The 16,257-nt window shown below is 49.7% G+C and carries 15 protein-coding genes and 2 tRNA genes; 2 read left to right on the forward strand and 15 right to left on the reverse strand.

The features are described 5' to 3' along the window. Nucleotides 1-44 precede the first annotated feature (44 nt). The 11 genes from infB to rlmE all read right to left on the reverse strand — a co-directional run bounded on the left by infB (nucleotide 45) and on the right by rlmE (nucleotide 11,408). Nucleotides 45-2,723 (reverse strand): translation initiation factor IF-2, encoded by a 2,679-nt coding sequence (gene infB, locus IE064_RS06640; RefSeq protein ID WP_189617166.1) that lies wholly within the window; start codon nucleotides 2,721-2,723, stop codon nucleotides 45-47. A 25-nt stretch (nucleotides 2,724-2,748) separates the two neighbouring features. Continuing rightward, complete coding sequence (gene nusA / locus IE064_RS06645; protein WP_189617167.1) at nucleotides 2,749-4,248, reverse strand: transcription termination factor NusA; 1,500 nt, start codon at nucleotides 4,246-4,248, stop codon at nucleotides 2,749-2,751. A gap of 27 nt (nucleotides 4,249-4,275) precedes the next feature. Beyond that, nucleotides 4,276-4,731: a ribosome maturation factor RimP gene (gene rimP / locus IE064_RS06650; protein ID WP_133039752.1), complete on the reverse strand. Its 456-nt coding sequence runs from the start codon at nucleotides 4,729-4,731 to the stop codon at nucleotides 4,276-4,278. Nucleotides 4,732-4,903: 172 nt separating this feature from the next. Then, nucleotides 4,904-4,980: transfer RNA gene (locus IE064_RS06655), tRNA-Met, on the reverse strand. Between the two features lie 81 nt (nucleotides 4,981-5,061). After that, nucleotides 5,062-5,148, reverse strand: a tRNA-Leu gene (locus tag IE064_RS06660). A gap of 9 nt (nucleotides 5,149-5,157) precedes the next feature. Further along, nucleotides 5,158-5,496 carry a preprotein translocase subunit SecG gene (secG, locus tag IE064_RS06665; RefSeq protein WP_133039751.1) on the reverse strand — a complete coding sequence of 113 codons (339 nt, stop codon included), beginning with the start codon at nucleotides 5,494-5,496 and terminating at the stop codon, nucleotides 5,158-5,160. 3 nt (nucleotides 5,497-5,499) lie between these two features. After that, a complete protein-coding gene (gene tpiA, locus IE064_RS06670; RefSeq protein WP_133039750.1) occupies nucleotides 5,500-6,282 on the reverse strand; it encodes a triose-phosphate isomerase in 783 nt (260 codons plus the stop codon). Nucleotides 6,283-6,460: 178 nt separating this feature from the next. Beyond that, nucleotides 6,461-7,804, reverse strand: coding sequence for a phosphoglucosamine mutase (gene glmM, locus IE064_RS06675; protein WP_189617168.1), 1,344 nt, complete (start codon nucleotides 7,802-7,804; stop codon nucleotides 6,461-6,463). Nucleotides 7,805-7,863: 59 nt separating this feature from the next. Next, nucleotides 7,864-8,697, reverse strand: coding sequence for a dihydropteroate synthase (gene folP / locus IE064_RS06680; RefSeq protein WP_189617169.1), 834 nt, complete (start codon nucleotides 8,695-8,697; stop codon nucleotides 7,864-7,866). Between the two features lie 105 nt (nucleotides 8,698-8,802). Continuing rightward, nucleotides 8,803-10,737, reverse strand: coding sequence for an ATP-dependent zinc metalloprotease FtsH (ftsH, locus tag IE064_RS06685; RefSeq protein WP_189617170.1), 1,935 nt, complete (start codon nucleotides 10,735-10,737; stop codon nucleotides 8,803-8,805). 41 nt (nucleotides 10,738-10,778) lie between these two features. Beyond that, nucleotides 10,779-11,408 carry a 23S rRNA (uridine(2552)-2'-O)-methyltransferase RlmE gene (gene rlmE / locus IE064_RS06690; protein ID WP_189617171.1) on the reverse strand — a complete coding sequence of 210 codons (630 nt, stop codon included), beginning with the start codon at nucleotides 11,406-11,408 and terminating at the stop codon, nucleotides 10,779-10,781. 90 nt (nucleotides 11,409-11,498) lie between these two features. Here rlmE and yhbY point away from each other — a divergent pair, with 90 nt between their 5' ends. After that, nucleotides 11,499-11,798, forward strand: coding sequence for a ribosome assembly RNA-binding protein YhbY (gene yhbY / locus IE064_RS06695; protein ID WP_189617172.1), 300 nt, complete (start codon nucleotides 11,499-11,501; stop codon nucleotides 11,796-11,798). 96 nt (nucleotides 11,799-11,894) lie between these two features. Here the strand turns inward: yhbY and secF are convergent, their stop codons facing one another. The 4 genes from secF to greA all read right to left on the reverse strand — a co-directional run bounded on the left by secF (nucleotide 11,895) and on the right by greA (nucleotide 15,856). Continuing rightward, entirely contained in the window at nucleotides 11,895-12,788 is an 894-nt protein-coding gene (gene secF / locus IE064_RS06700; protein ID WP_189617173.1) for a protein translocase subunit SecF, read from the reverse strand. Between the two features lies 1 nt (nucleotide 12,789). Further along, nucleotides 12,790-14,625, reverse strand: a complete 1,836-nt coding sequence (secD, locus tag IE064_RS06705; RefSeq protein ID WP_189617174.1) for a protein translocase subunit SecD — start codon at nucleotides 14,623-14,625, stop codon at nucleotides 12,790-12,792. 128 nt (nucleotides 14,626-14,753) lie between these two features. Continuing rightward, nucleotides 14,754-15,221: a hypothetical protein gene (locus tag IE064_RS06710; protein ID WP_189617175.1), complete on the reverse strand. Its 468-nt coding sequence runs from the start codon at nucleotides 15,219-15,221 to the stop codon at nucleotides 14,754-14,756. A 158-nt stretch (nucleotides 15,222-15,379) separates the two neighbouring features. Beyond that, nucleotides 15,380-15,856: a transcription elongation factor GreA gene (gene greA / locus IE064_RS06715; RefSeq protein WP_133039741.1), complete on the reverse strand. Its 477-nt coding sequence runs from the start codon at nucleotides 15,854-15,856 to the stop codon at nucleotides 15,380-15,382. Between greA and IE064_RS06720 the strand changes: the two genes are divergently transcribed. Continuing rightward, a complete protein-coding gene (locus IE064_RS06720) occupies nucleotides 15,855-16,100 on the forward strand; it encodes a hypothetical protein (protein ID WP_189617176.1) in 246 nt (81 codons plus the stop codon). The genes greA and IE064_RS06720 overlap by 2 nt on opposite strands. The last annotated feature ends 157 nt before the right edge of the window (nucleotides 16,101-16,257 follow it).

The following is a 16,257-nucleotide window of genomic DNA, read 5'->3' on the forward strand; positions in this document are numbered from 1 at the left end:
AAGAAAGGCGGCCGAAGCCGCCCTTATTCGTCGCAACAGCCTGTTTAGAGTGTCCGGGCGACTTCGACGGTTTCAAATACTTCGATCTGATCGCCTACGCGAACATCATTATAGTTCTTCACACCAATACCACACTCGGTACCCGCTCGAACTTCGCTGACGTCATCTTTGAAGCGTCGCAGAGATTCCAGTTCACCTTCGAAGATCACCACGTTATCACGCAGCACTCGGATAGGCGCACTGCGCTTCACCTGACCTTCGGTGACCATACAACCTGCGATAGCACCCAGTTTTGGTGACTTGAACACGTCACGGACTTCCGCCATACCGATGATCTGCTGTTTGAATTCCGGCGCCAGCATACCACTCATGGCAGCCTTCACTTCGTCAATCAAATCGTAGATCACACTGTAGTAGCGCAAATCGACGCTTTCACTTTCAATCGTTTTACGTGCTTGCGCGTCTGCACGAACGTTGAAGCCTACCATAATGGCGTTAGAAGCTGCCGCCAGAGTAGCGTCGGTTTCTGTCAATGCACCAACACCGCTGGCGATGATGTTCACTTTGACTTCATCGGTAGACAATTTAGTCAGAGAATCTGAAATCGCTTCCAGAGAACCTTGAACGTCAGCCTTCAGTACAATATTCAGTTCCTGAATTTCGCCTTCAGTCATGTTGGCAAACATGTTTTCCAACTTGGCTTTCTGCTGACGCGCCAGTTTCACTTCACGGAATTTGCCCTGACGATATAACGCAACTTCACGGGCCTTACGTTCATCTTTCACAACGGTGGCTTCATCACCTGCTGATGGCACACCGGAAAGACCGAGGATCTCTACCGGAATCGATGGGCCAGCTTCAGTAATGCTGTTACCATCTTCGTCCTTCATTGCGCGGACTTTACCGTATTCCAGACCACACAGTACGATATCCCCTTGATGCAGAGTGCCTTCCTGAACCAGTACCGTAGCCACCGGGCCACGCCCTTTGTCCAGTTTGGATTCGATAACCACACCTGCAGCCATACCATCTCTAACAGCAGTCAGTTCTAGGACTTCGGCTTCTAGCAGAATCGCTTCCAACAATTCATCGACGCCTTGGCCTGTCTTGGCGGAAACGTAGACAAACATGTTCTGTCCGCCCCAATCTTCAGACATAACGCCATACTGTGACAACTCGCTCTTCACCCGTTCCACGTCAGCTTCTGGCTTATCAATCTTGTTGACAGCCACAATCAGCGGCGCACCGCCAGCTTTGGCGTGCTGGATAGCTTCGATGGTTTGCGGCATGACGCCATCATCGGCGGCAACCACCAGAATCACGATATCGGTCGCTTGGGCACCACGTGCACGCATCGCGGTAAATGCGGCGTGTCCTGGGGTATCGAGGAAGGTGATCATGCCGTTATCAGTCTGCACATGGTAAGCACCGATATGCTGAGTGATGCCACCCGCTTCGCCAGCTGCCACCTTAGTGCGACGGATATAGTCAAGCAGTGACGTTTTGCCGTGGTCAACATGCCCCATAATGGTCACCACAGGTGCGCGGGGCTCTACTTTGACATCTTCACCATCACGGTCGGCCAGTACTTCATGCTCCAGTTCGTTTTCACGCACCAGAATCACTTTATGACCCATTTCCTCGGCAACCAGTTGTGCAGTTTCCTGATCCAACACCTGGTTAATGGTGACCATCGAGCCCATTTTCATCATAGCTTTAATGATTTCAGTGGCCTTGACTGCCATACGCTGTGCCAGATCGTTAACAGTGATAGTTTCACCAATGCGCACATCACGGTTTACCGCAGCAACGGGTTTATTAAACCCATGCTTCATAGACTGAGGGGCTTTTGAGCGCAACATCCGCTCTTTACCACCATCACGGCTCAGGCGTTCTTCCTTAGAACGTTTTTTACCTGTGCTCTTATGACGGTTACGGCGGCCAGAGCGCTCTTCATCCATATCACTGGTATCTTCGGCAGCTCGCGCCACTTTAGAGGTGGTGATATGGTGATCGTTACGATTTTCCGCTTCTAGACGCTGGCGTTCTTCTTCCGCCCAACGCTTTTCATTCTCTTCAGCCAAACGACGCGCTTCGGCAGCGGCCTTTGCCGCTTCCTCATCCGCTTTGCGACGTACGGCTTCTTCCTGAGCGGCCTTCAGTCGAGCCGCTTCTATGCGCGCAGCTTCAGCGGCGGCGGCCTGTTCGGGGGTTAGTTCCACCGGTTTAGCTTTAGCGACATCAGTTTCAGCTTCGGCTTTCGCTTTAGCTTCGGCTTTTGCCTTGGCCTCCGCTTCGGCTTTGGCGGCCTTAGCCTTAGCTTCTGCTTCAGCTCGCGCCTTGGCTTCCGCTTCTGCTTTGGCTTTGGCCTCAGCTTCGGCTTTCGCCTTGGCTTCCGCTTCGGCAGCCTGACGCGCCAGCTCAGCTGGGTCGCGTTTTACGAAGGTACGCGTTTTACGCACTTCCACTTTGACGTCTTTTGATTGACCACCAGAACCGGACACACTCAGCGTAGACACGGTCTTGCGCTGTAATGTCATCCGCGCTGGCGCGCTGTCTTGACCATGCTGCTGTTTCAGATGTTCCAGCAGTTGGTGTTTTTCAGATTCAGTCACGCGATCATTGCGTTTCTTCTTTATGCCGGCTTTGGAAAATTGTTCGATCAGCCGATCAACATCTTTTCCAACTTCCATGGCCAACTTTTCTACAGTAGTTTCTGCCATCAGTTACTTCCCCCTGTTGATCGACTTACTCTTCATCGCCAAACCAACAGATATTGCGGGCCGCCATGATAAGCTCACCTGCTTTTTCTTCTGTCATTTGTTCAATTTCGATCAAATCATCTACGCCTTGTTCGGCTAAATCTTCAAGAGTTACTATGCCTTTACTGGCGAGGCTAAATGCGGTATGACGTTCCATACCCTCAAGTTCCAGTAACTCTTCACTCGGTTGCGCACCATCCAAGGCTTCTTCCGAAGCCAGCGCTCGGGTAGATAAAGCCGCTTTCGCACGTTCTCTCAGCGTATTGACAATATCTTCATCAAACCCATCTATGGACAGCAATTCGGAAACGGGTACGTACGCTACCTCTTCCAGGGTTGCAAATCCTTCATCAGCTAATACCTGAGCAAAATCCTCATCCACGTGCAATGCTTTCATGAACAGGTTTTTAACTTTGGCACTCTCAGCCTGATGTTTCGCGTTCATTTCATCTACAGTCATGACATTCAGTTCCCAGCCGGTCAGCTGAGTGGCTAAACGCACGTTCTGACCATTACGGCCAATGGCCTGAGCCAGACTGTCTGCTTCAACCGCTATATCCATCGCATGCTTGTCTTCATCCACAATGATGGAAGAAACATCCGCAGGCGCCATGGCATTGATAACAAACTGTGCCGGGTTATCGTCCCACAAGACGATATCAATACGTTCACCACCCAACTCATTGGTTACCGCCTGAACACGAGCGCCACGCATACCCACACAAGCACCGATAGGATCGATGCGGCGGTCATTAGACTTCACCGCAATTTTGGCTCGAGAGCCTGGGTCACGGGCAGCGCCCATCACTTCAATCATTTCATCAGCGATTTCCGGTACTTCAATGCGGAACAACTCAATCAGCATTTCTGGCTTGGAGCGCGTCAAAAATAGTTGTGCCCCGCGGGCTTCTGGACGCACGGCATACAACAATGAACGCACGCGGTCACCTGGGCGGAAAGTTTCCCGTGGGATCAAGTCTTCTTTGTACAGCACACCATCGGCATTACTACCCAAGTCCACGATGACGCTATCACGGTTGGATTTTTTCACTACGCCCGTCACCAGTTCGCCTTCTTTATCCAGGAACTGTTCGACCACTTGAGCACGTTCCGCTTCGCGAACCTTCTGCACAATGACCTGTTTGGCCGTTTGGGTAGTAATACGATCGAACTGCACTGATTCGATTTCGTCTTCTACATAATCCCCAGCTTGGATCTCTGGATTGTCAAATTGGGCGGCCTCCAGCGTAATCTCACGATAGGGGTTTTCCAGCGTTTCACCTTGACTATCAACCACCAACCAACGGCGGAAGGTCTCATAGTCACCGGTCTTGCGATCGATGGCTACGCGCACATCAATATCGCCTTCATATTTCTTTTTAGTAGCAGTAGCCAGCGCAATTTCCAAGGCTTCGAAAATCTTCTCACGGGGTACGGCTTTTTCATTGGACACCGCTTCAGCGACCAGCAAAATATCTTTATTCATCGTCTTGCCTCGTTCACCTTGAATCCATCAAAACTTTGCAATTAGGTTGCCTTTACGGATGTTATCCAAGGCAATAATCAATTCATTACCGGATACGTTGAGGGTTATCATCTGCCCCTCTACCCGCAGTACGGTACCTTTCAAATTGCGACTACCCGCTACCGGCATAGTCAGCTGAACTTTAACTTCCTCTCCGAGATATCGCTGATACTGTTCGGCAATGAACAGCGGCCGATCCAGACCAGGGGAGGAAACTTCTAGGGTGTATTCAGAAGGGATGGGGTCTTCAACGTCCATCAACGCACTCACCTGGCGGCTGGCGTTGGCACAATCTTCGACATTAACACCCTGCTCGCTGTCAATAAACAAGCGTAGTGTTGAATGCTTGCCAGCCTTCACGAACTCCAGCCCCCATAACTGGTATCCTAGCGCTTCAATAGTAGGCCGCAGCATCTCTTCCAGCTTTGACTCCAAAGTTGCCAAATTACACTCCTGAAAAAACAAAAAGGGCTATAGAGCCCCGATATCGCACTACCTTTTAGGCAGTAAAATACTACATCCCAGATAACAAAAAACCCCGTTTATTACGAGGTTATTCTAATTTTATTACCTGTAATTCAGCACTGACTTCACGTTGGAATTCAACACCGGGAACTGGTTGCGGGGGCCGGATTTGAACCGACGACCTTCGGGTTATGAGCCCGACGAGCTACCAGGCTGCTCCACCCCGCGTCAATTGCAGCAAGTTTACTGATTCGACCTTCAACTTGCAATAACTCAGGAATATTTAATGCCTTATCCTGGTCATATTTGTGGTGCCGAGGGCGGGACTTGAACCCGCACGACCGTTAGGTCACAGCCACCTCAAGGCTGCGCGTCTACCAATTTCACCACCCCGGCAAATTCTACTTAGTCAGGAATTTTATCTTCTGACTTTGGCGCTGGTTTTTCTGGCTGAGGAGCTTGCTGGGTTTGTTCAGCAGCGCCTAGATTTTTCCAAGTATCTTCCTGCTTGTTATGGTTGGCACTTAGATTGCCGATCACCAAACTCAACACAAAAAATACGATTGCCAGAATCGCTGTGGAGCGGGTTAGGAAATTACCAGAACCTGAGGATCCAAACAGCGTAGCTGATGCGCCAGCACCAAAAGAGGCACCCATATCAGCACCTTTACCTTGCTGGATCAGGATCAGAAAAATCAGTCCAAGTGCAACCAACAAGTAAACAACAATCAGAACTTCATACATAACTTATGCGCTCATCGCTATGGTACATAAACTCAAAAATTCGGTAGAGTTTAAACTGGCACCACCTATTAGTCCACCATCCACATCTGGCTGTGCGAATAAATCCGCCGCATTTGTGGGTGTAACACTGCCACCATAGAGGATGCGGATATTTTCCCCAATATAAGGGGAAACTTCGGAAAGTCGCTTGCGAATAAACGCATGAACTTCTTGCGCCTGTTCCGGTGTTGCGCTTTTCCCGGTACCTACAGCCCACAAAGGTTCGTAGGCTATAATCGCATTATCAAAAGCCATGGTGCCGTTTTTCTCAATCACCACATCCAGCTCTTCCGCGATCACTTCAAAAGTTCGCCTAGCTTCTCGCGCCGGACCGGATTCACCGACACACAGAATAGGGGTCAAACCATGTTTCTGGGCAGCTGCAAATTTATCAGCCACGATATTACTGGTTTCACCATACATTCTACGACGTTCGGAATGACCAATGATGACATATCGGCATCCAACTTCACTGAGCATTGAACCGGAAATCTCCCCGGTATAAGCACCAAAATCGTGCTGACTTAAATTCTGTGCGCCCATACGAACAACAGAACCGTTCAACGCTTCTTTATTGGCTTCCAACTGCTGCCTTACACTTTCTAAGTACACAGCAGGAGGGCAAAGTACGACTTCCACGGCGTCGTTATGTAGCTTGGCGGCAAACTTTTTGAACAGTTCCTGCGCTAACTGCGCACTACCGTTCATCTTCCAGTTGCCGGCGACCATTGGGCGTCTGAGAGCCATCACCATCTCCTTTGAAAGCGGCGTGAATAATAGCGAACCACTTATGAAGTTACAATACTCGTCTGGGTAATTTTTGCGATTTGCCGCGTGTTCGACTACTTTTTACACTCAACAGCGGCAAATGCTCAATAGCAAAAAACTAACCTCTTAATTTATATCAATTATTCTAGCAATAAAGTTAGCTAACAGCGGTTGTGACGGCGGTTGCTATCTGTTCAGCATATTGCTTCACCAAGGCTTCATCATCCCCTTCTACCATCACACGGATCAACGGCTCAGTACCGGATTTACGCAGCAATACCCGGCCACGTTCACCAAGGGCTCGTTCAACCTCAGCTACGGCAAATTTCACTGCTGCTGCCTGCAGCGGATCTTTTGTACCTTCAAAGCGCACATTAACCAACACTTGTGGTAGCAAGGTTACGGGTGCAGTCAGTTGCTCAAGCGTCATATCACTGCGCCGCATTGCCGCCAACACTTGGATACCAGCGACAATGCCGTCACCGGTAGTGCCGTGGTCGAGATTAACAATATGGCCGGAGTTTTCACCGCCGATGCGCCAACCTCTTTCAGTGAGTAGTTCCATGACATAACGGTCACCCACTTTGGAGCGCAAAAAAGGAATGTCCAAGGCTTTGAGCGCCAACTCCAGTCCTAGATTAGACATCTGAGTGCCCACCACCCCGCCTTTAAGTACACCGCGGTTCAATGCATCTTTGGCTAGGATGTAAAGGATCTGGTCACCATCGATAACCTCGCCGTTGCGGTTGACCATCATGATACGGTCACCATCACCGTCTAACGCAATACCAAGATCGGCCTGTTCCGCCAATACGGTTTCACAAATCTTGGCCATTGCGGTAGCACCTACCTGATCGTTGATATTGGTACCATTGGGCTTGTCACCAATGACGATCACTTCGGCTCCCAATTCTCGAAACACATTTGGTGCGATGTGATAGGTTGCCCCGTGCGCACAATCAACGACCAGTTTCAGTCCTTCTAGGGTTTGATCTGCTGGGAAATTACCTTTGCAATATTCGATATAGCGTCCGGCAGCATCAGTAATGCGGGAAACCTTCCCGAGCAGATGCGATTCCACGCAATCCAATGGTTTTTCCAGCTCGGCTTCAATTTCCAGCTCTAACTCATCATCGAGTTTGGTACCTGTAGATGAAAAAAACTTGATGCCATTGTCGTAGTAGGGGTTGTGTGATGCACTGATCACCACCCCGGCTTCAGCACGAAACGTACGGGTTAAATATGCTACCGCCGGGGTAGGCATGGGTCCCATTAACAACACATTCAGCCCTGCTGCTGACAACCCCGCTTCCAGCGCCGACTCAAACATATAACCGGAAATACGGGTATCCTTACCAATCAGCACTTTTCTGGTACCGGTACGAGATAACACGCGACCTGCTGCCCATCCCAGTTTTAACGCCAATTCCGGCGTCATTTTGCCAGAGCCTACCTTGCCGCGAACACCATCGGTACCAAAAAACTTTCTTGTTGAACTCACGTTTGCTTACTCCATAACCTCGCCTTCAGGCCAGCAGGTTATTGCACTGTTTCACTATTTCAGTCGGCAGCCCGAGTTGCCGCCAATACTCTCAAAACATCCAAGGTTTCCGGTACGTCATGTACTCGGAGAATGTGGGCGCCATGCATCGCTGCCAGTAGCGCACCACTGAGGCTACCCGCTAAACGTTCAGCCACTGGGCGCCCCAGAAGATTGCCAATCATACTCTTACGTGACAATCCGATCAGCAAAGGTAAATCAAACTTTGCGAAATCCTGCAGATGGGCCAATAGTTGATAATTATGTTCTAGGGTTTTACCGAAACCAAATCCTGGGTCCAGCAACAACATTGACCGTGATAGGCCAGCCGCCGTGCAACGGGCAATTTGTGCGTCAAAGTAATCGCTGACTTCCGTCAGTAAGTTCTGATACTGAGGCGCTGCTTGCATCGTGCGCGGTTGTCCCTGCATATGCATAATACAAACAGGCACCTGCAATTGAGCCGCGACTTCAAGCGCACCAGGCTCAGTTAAGCTACGAATATCATTGATTAAATGTGCACCAGCAGCAACTGAGGCAGCCATCACCTCAGGTTTACTGGTATCTACTGAAATCCACACATCAGAGTTTGCCGCCACATATTCCACCAATGGCACCACCCGCTGCAATTCCTCAGAGACACTGACATCAGCCGCCCCAGGACGAGTGGATTCTCCGCCAATATCAATAAAATGAGCCCCGGCTGCAATCATCTCATCAGCATGACGACATGCCGCGTCAAAGGCGCGAAATTGTCCACCGTCAGAAAAAGAATCTGGGGTCACATTCAGTATCCCCATCACCTTGGGCTCATCTAAATTCAGGCGTTTTTTGCCTGACACCAATTCAAACACCCGGCCTCCTGTACAGATATTCACCGAGAAATATCTGAAAAAGTCACTGTTAGAAAAACAGAAAACCCCTCTCGGGGTTTTCAGAAATACTAAGTCGTATGAGACCTAATGAGTCTCACCAGGCTTAGAAAGATCAGCAGGTGAAGCTTCTGTCTGAGGCTCATCAACATGCGGCCGACTATTTCCTCCCGTAGAATCTTTGTCATCCATATTCCAGTCCGCGGGCGGACGCACATCACGACGTGCCATCAAGTCTGCGATCTGCTTAGCATCAATCGTTTCATACTTGATCAATGCATCCTTCATCGCATGCAGAATATCGATATTGTCATTCAATAGCTGCCGCGCCCGTTGGTAATTACGTTCAATCAAGGCTTTCACTTCTGCATCGATAATCGCCGCCGTTTCATCGGACATATGTTTGGCTTTCGCCATCGATCTGCCAAGAAATACTTCACCCTCTTCTTCAGCGTAAAGTAGCGGCCCCAGTTTTTCTGAGAAGCCCCATTGCGTTACCATATTACGGGCGATAGCGGTAGCCTGTTTGATATCCTGAGATGCACCGGTAGAAACTTTTTCCGGCCCATAAATAATCTCTTCCGCTAAACGACCGCCATAAGCCACGGAAATCCGGCTTTCGAGTTTACGGCGATTTTCACTGATGGAATCAGCTTCAGGCAAGAAGAATGTTACCCCTAACGCACGTCCACGCGGGATGATGGTAACTTTATGCACAGGATCATGTTCCGGCACCAAACAACCGACTATCGCATGACCCGCTTCATGGTAGGCAGTAGACTCTTTTTCCTGCTCAGACATCACCATAGAACGGCGTTCAGCGCCCATCATGATCTTATCTTTAGCACGTTCAAACTCTTCCATGGTCACAACCCGGCGATTGCCACGGGCCGCAAACAAGGCCGCCTCATTCACTAGGTTTGCCAAATCGGCACCGGAAAAACCAGGAGTCCCGCGGGCAATCACGCTAGCCTGAACATCATCAGCTACTGGGATTTTGCGCATATGCACTTTAAGGATCTGCTCGCGACCACGCACATCTGGCAGTCCGACCACCACTTGTCGGTCGAAACGCCCAGGACGCAGCAACGCTGAATCTAATACGTCAGGGCGGTTAGTTGCGGCGATAACGATCACGCCTTCGTTACCTTCAAAGCCATCCATCTCTACCAGCAATTGGTTGAGGGTCTGTTCACGCTCATCATGCCCGCCACCGAGCCCAGCACCACGTTGACGGCCTACGGCATCAATTTCATCAATGAAGATAATACAAGGGGCAGATTTTTTAGCCTGTTCAAACATATCGCGAACGCGAGAAGCGCCGACACCGACAAACATCTCCACAAAGTCTGAACCGGAGATAGTGAAGAACGGTACTTTAGCTTCACCCGCAATCGCCTTAGCTAGCAGAGTCTTACCTGTTCCTGGAGGCCCCACCATCAATACACCTGTTGGTATGCGGCCACCCAGTTTCTGGAACTTGGTGGGATCCCGCAGGTAGTCCACCATTTCTTTCACTTCTTCTTTGGCTTCATCACACCCAGCCACATCAGCAAAGGTGGTTTTAATCTGATCTTCACTCATCAGCTTGGCTTTGCTCTTACCAAAGGACATTGCGCCTTTGCCGCCACCACCCTGCATCTGCCGCATGAAGAAAATCCATACACCTATCAGTAGCAGCATTGGGAACCAAGAGATGAAAATTTGGGTCAGGAAACCGGATTCTTCCGCTTCCTGTCCTTTCATGGTCACACCTTTACGGTCGAGATCGTTAATCAAATCCTGGTCGTAAATCGGCATAATGGTGACAAATTTCTCACCGCCTTTAGTCACACCCTCAATGGTGCGCTGATCGCTCTTGAACTCCACGGACGCAACCTGCCCAGAACGAACATCATCCAGAAACGTGGAATATTCCATCTTCTGCGATGAAGAAGAAGACGGCGAGAACCCCTGGAATACCGACATCAGCACAACGGCGATGACGACCCAGAGAATCAGATTTTTTGCCATGTCACTCAATTATTGAACCTCTCAGTCTCAAGACTTACTCTTTCAGGTTACTACAACTTGTAGCCAGTAGCCACCAGATACACCTCGCGGGAACGGGCTCTTGATGACTCCGGTTTACGGGTTTTAACAGTGGTAAATGCCTGCTTGACCGCCTTCATATACTCATCAAACCCTTCTCCCTGGAATACTTTGACCGCGAAACTGCCACCGGGAGCCAGCACTTGATGACACATATCGAGTGCCAGCTCAACCAGATACATGGCCCGCGGCTGGTCCATCGCATCGGAACCACTCATATTTGGCGCCATATCCGACAATACCACATCCACTTTGTCATCACCGACCATCTGCAATAAAGTTTCCAATACCGATTCTTCACGAAAATCGCCCTGAAGGAAATCGACGCCAACGATTGGGTCCATCGGTAAAATATCACAGGCAACTAGTTTGCCCTGCTCACCAACAAGTTTGACCGCAACCTGAGACCAACCACCGGGGGCAGCACCCAAATCGACAACGGTCATTCCCGGTTTAATCAGCTGATCTTTTTGCTGTAACTCTTCCAACTTAAAAGCCGCCCGCGAACGCAGGCCACGCTTTTGCGCTAGCTTTACATAATGATCATCAAAGTGTTCTTGCATCCAGCGCGTTGAGCTAGCGCTACGTTTCTTTCCTACCATCAAACATCCGCAACAAATCAGAGTTACACGCCAGTGATATAAGGGTAGAATATCGGCTTTTCAACAGTAACTCAGCAAAAGTTGGTAAAAATGAACCTGACAACCAAACAGAAACAGTATTTAAAAGGACTGGCTCACAGTCTGAAACCTGTGGTACTGCTTGGTGCCAATGGCTTGACTGAAGGGGTACTGGCTGAAATTGATAACGCACTGGCTTATCACGAATTGATCAAAGTGAAAGTGGCAGCAGAAGATCGTGAGCTAAAAAATGCTATCGTCGATGCCATCGTTCGTGAAACTCAATCCGAAAAAGTGCAGGTTATCGGGCACATACTGGTGCTTTATCGCCAGTCTGAAGAGAAAAAAATCGCTTTGCCTAAAGCCAAATAATCTCCCTTCTGCAACAAGGCCACCCGTCGGTGGCCTTGTTGTTTTAACCGCTTCACTCCCGGCTATTGTGGCAAAACCGCATTAAGTCAGACTTAATCAGGGCTGTTGTGGCAACACCTGCGACCGATAATGCTCACTGGATAATCCCAACCATTCAGGTACCGAAGTACCCACGGATATCGACGAAAAGGTGCCGGTGAGAATGCCAATAAACATCGCTATAGAAAATCCGCGTAGCGGTTCGCCCCCCATAAGCCACAATGCGGCAACTGTCAGCAGGGTTGTGCCAGATGTCACCATAGTTCGTGAAAAAGTTGCCGCAATCGCCATATTGTTAATGTGAGGCAAGGGGATGTCAGGTTTAGCAATTAACAGCTCGCGGATCCTGTCAGCAATGATGATAGAGTCATTCAATGAGTACCCCAAAATTGCCAATACGGCCGCTAACACCGTCAGGTTAAACTCCATTTGTGTAGCTGCAAAAAACGCCACGACAAAAATCACGTCATGTACCAAGGCCAATAACGCCCCACTCGCAAGCCGCCACTCAAATCGGAACGACAGGTAACCCAGAATACAAACCACAGCAACCACTAATGCCAGCCCGCCCTGTTCCGCTAGCTCTGCACCTACCTGAGGCCCGACAATACTGGTATTAAGTACCTCCACATTGGTATGTAACGGCACCAGAATTTGCGCAATCTGCGGTGGCGCGGCATTCGCTGCTGGCACTGGGTAGCGCAACACCCAACGTCCAGGCTCCCCAGCGGCAATCAGGTGAATATCTTGCCCATATGCTTGCTGCAAAATGGGACGAATAGTGGTATCGCGCAGATGACTATCAACGCGGATTTCACTCACAACCCCGCCAGTAAAATCTAGGCCCAAATTCAGCCCTCGGCAGCTGATCAACGCCACGGAAAGTATCATTAGCAATGCCGAAATCGCGCTGCAAGCATAGCGCCAGCGAGTAGGATATTTAAATTTCATGTCAGACCCTCACTTCACGAGAGAAATTACGGCCATACGCCAGGTTGATAATGGCGCGAGAAGCAAAAATGCCGGTAAACATGCTGGTAATCAGCCCCAGTCCCAGCGTCAATGCAAAGCCTTGGACCGGTCCATTGCCGATGGCATACAACACGACAGCCGTGATCATGGTGGTAAAATTGGCATCAAAAATAGTCGAAAATGCGCTATCAAAGCCACGATCGATAGCATGTGCAAAGCTGCGACCCTCTTGTAACTTGTCGCGAATACGTTCAAAAATCAGCACGTTGGTATCAACGGCCATTCCGACAGTCAGGACTAACCCAGCGATTCCGGGTAACGTCAATACAGCGCCAGGGATCAAGGCCAACAACCCGAACAACAACACCATATTGGCCAGCAATGCGATATTGGCAACCCACCCTAAACGGCGATACCACAGCGCCATAAAGAGCAAGGTCATGCCTAAACCTAATGCCAGCGCCGCAAAGCCGTTGTGGATATTCTCAGCACCAAGACTAGGGCCGATAGTACGCTCCTCCACAATGGTAACTGGTGCTGTCATTGAACCAGCGCGTAACAACAATGCCAGTTGTTGCGCTTGCTGAGGTGAGCCGACACCCGTTATCCGGAAGCGTTCAGGTAACACCGACTGGATGGTAGCAACGCTGATAATCTCGTTTCGCTGCGTTAACTTGCCATCCGCGCCGCGACCGTATTCACTAAATGCAGTTGCCATCGCCTTGCCGACATGATTTTTGGAAAATGCCGTCATCAGCCGCCCACCTTCCGCATCCAGAGTGATGTTAACTTCGGCTTGACCCATTTCACCGATCCCGGCCCTAGCATCAACGATGTGAGTACCCGTTACCACCGGCAGTCGTGCTACCGAGATCGGCATGCCACGGCGGTCATTAATCAACTGCGTGTTGCCAGCCGCGGCCTGAGTAACTTCATAAAAAGCCAGTGTTGCGGTAGCTCCAATCACCTGTTTAGCGGTAGCAGGATCCTGTACGCCGGGCAGTTCAATGCGGATACGGTTCTCACCTTGGCGCTGTACCAACGCCTCGGTAATTCCTAGCGCTGCAATGCGGCTGCGCATAATTTGTAGATTCTGCTGCACAGTCAGGTTCTGCAGATTGGTTTTTTCTTGCGGTGCTAATCGCAATAACAGTTGCCGACCATCAGCAGTCACTTGCCATAGCGGATAGCGGCTGTTAACAAACTGACGCACGGCTGCTTTGGCACTATCAGGCAAACTAAGATGCAATTGCTCATCGTGCCCCGGTTGAATTTGTATACTGCGTATGCCCTGCTTTAAGGCAAAATCGCGCATAGCATCCGCCAGTGCCGCAGCTTGTGCCTGGTACACTGGCGTGATATCAACATCTAGCAGAAATTGCACGCCTCCGCGCAAATCCAAACCGAGCTTTATCGGGGAGAAACCAAAATCCAGTAACCAGCTAGGTGCCGCAGGCGTTAGCGCTAATGTCAGTTGTTCTGGATCACGGGCAAAACGCGCCAGCAAAACTTTTGCCGCTGTCTGTTGTTGTTCATCGGCCAGAATTACCTGAGTCTGTTGGGCGTCAGCATCCAACCGCTTCAAGCGAATATGGTGCTGCGCCAGCGTTTGTGCAATCTCTTGGGCATTGAGGCTGAGTCCGGCTTTTGAGGAGATTTGAATTGCGGCATCTTCGCCAAACCAGGTGGGTAATGCGCTGAATGCCATAACAACCAGGGTTAGTACCAACACCACATATTTCCACACCGCATAATGATTAAGCAAGGCCTGCGGACGTCGGCGAGGCGACGTCTTTAAAATTGAGTCTATTAACATGTTTGCTCTCTGTCTCGTTGAGCAGCGGCATAGCCGCAACAACCGTATAGATAACGTCACCGTCTGTGACAGCGAAGTTAACTATCCGATAAGAGATTTTCCGCTAGGTAGCGGTGAGACAGAACGCCTCAGGCCTGCTGGCTGAAACGGTATCGAAGATTTGACTCTTTCCAGCCATTCAGCCGCAAACTGCGACTATGGTAAGACAAGGTCCACGGATGACGGGGCAATGTTATAGCGAAACCCTTAGTAAACTGAGGGATCACAGGTTGAGGTAAAACTATCGCCAGCGCGTACATCGGCGGATTAAACACCGATGACAATGCCGACATGCTAAGGCAGCGTTCACGGCTAGCCGGGGCATACCACAAGCCATCACTGTGGGCTGAATGGCTGTGGATCTGCAACTGCTTATCAGAGTTGCTTGTATACACCTCAGCGGTTTGTTTGTTTACAACAAACGATGATGCGATGTCAGGCTGTGTAAACGCCTTCCAGGTTGCATTAACAGCATTGCCAGAATAGACAGTAGTGAGCAGGCAGACAGCCAGCGCTAAGGTAAGTAGGCGGATAAACCGCAACAGATATGCCTTCATGTTCTACATGATATGGGCAGAAATTTGGCTTTCAAGCTCAAAGGCTAAACAATTGTTGATTAACCTATGATGATAACCTGAAAACTGTAATTAAGCGTTTGAATATTCATCTACGTAATAAAACCGCCATTTAGGCGGTTTTATTACTCACAGCTCACTCAAATGTAATCGACGGCAACAATTTCGACGTCAGTGCGACCACCTGGCGTTTGAATACCAACTTCATCACCTAGGTTTTTACCAATCAGGCCGCGGGCGATGGGAGAATTTACAGAAATCAGATTCTCTTTGATATTCGCCTCATCATCACCCACGATGCGATAAGTCATTTCAACATCGGTATCAAGATTTAAGATAGTCACAGTGGCACCAAAAATTACCCGGCCATTATTGGGCATTTTGGTGACATCGATGATCTGTGCATTCGAAAGCTTGCCTTCGATATCACGAATACGCGCTTCACAAATCCCCTGCTCTTCACGAGCAGCATGATATTCAGCGTTTTCTTTTAAATCGCCCAGTTCACGGGCGGTGGCAATGGCTTCACTCAGTGCTGGACGTCTTTCAAACTTTAGCATTTCCAGCTCTTTACGTAACTGTTCCGCGCCAGTCAGCGTCATAGGAACCTTATTCATGTCTCTGTCGTCTCCTGTAAAACAAAAGCGACCTATGCTGGCCCGAAAAGGGCCTGCACAGTCTCAATGGGGTGAACGGGCGCTCGTAACATCAGATACTGTCGGCGCCAAAGATTTTTTTGCCAGACAACCACGGCGAACACCGGGTTGGTATCACTTCACCATAATGCAAGCTTACCTAAGCTGCGGCGGCCTTGCCAGTGATGCACCGAAAATTTATGAGTTGCAACAGTCTGGCTCGTAGATTTTTAAAGAATCCTTGCGGATATCAAAGGCCTTACAGTAGCGTCAAACGCACATCCAACGACTCTTGCCCTCATGAGTGCTCACAACACATGATGCATATTTGGTCAGAAAACACCCGCAGGCACCTTAAAATACAAAACGCCCGATGAACTTCA

The organism is Shewanella fodinae, from assembly GCF_014651955.1.
GTDB classification, from domain to species: domain Bacteria; phylum Pseudomonadota; class Gammaproteobacteria; order Enterobacterales; family Shewanellaceae; genus Shewanella; species Shewanella fodinae.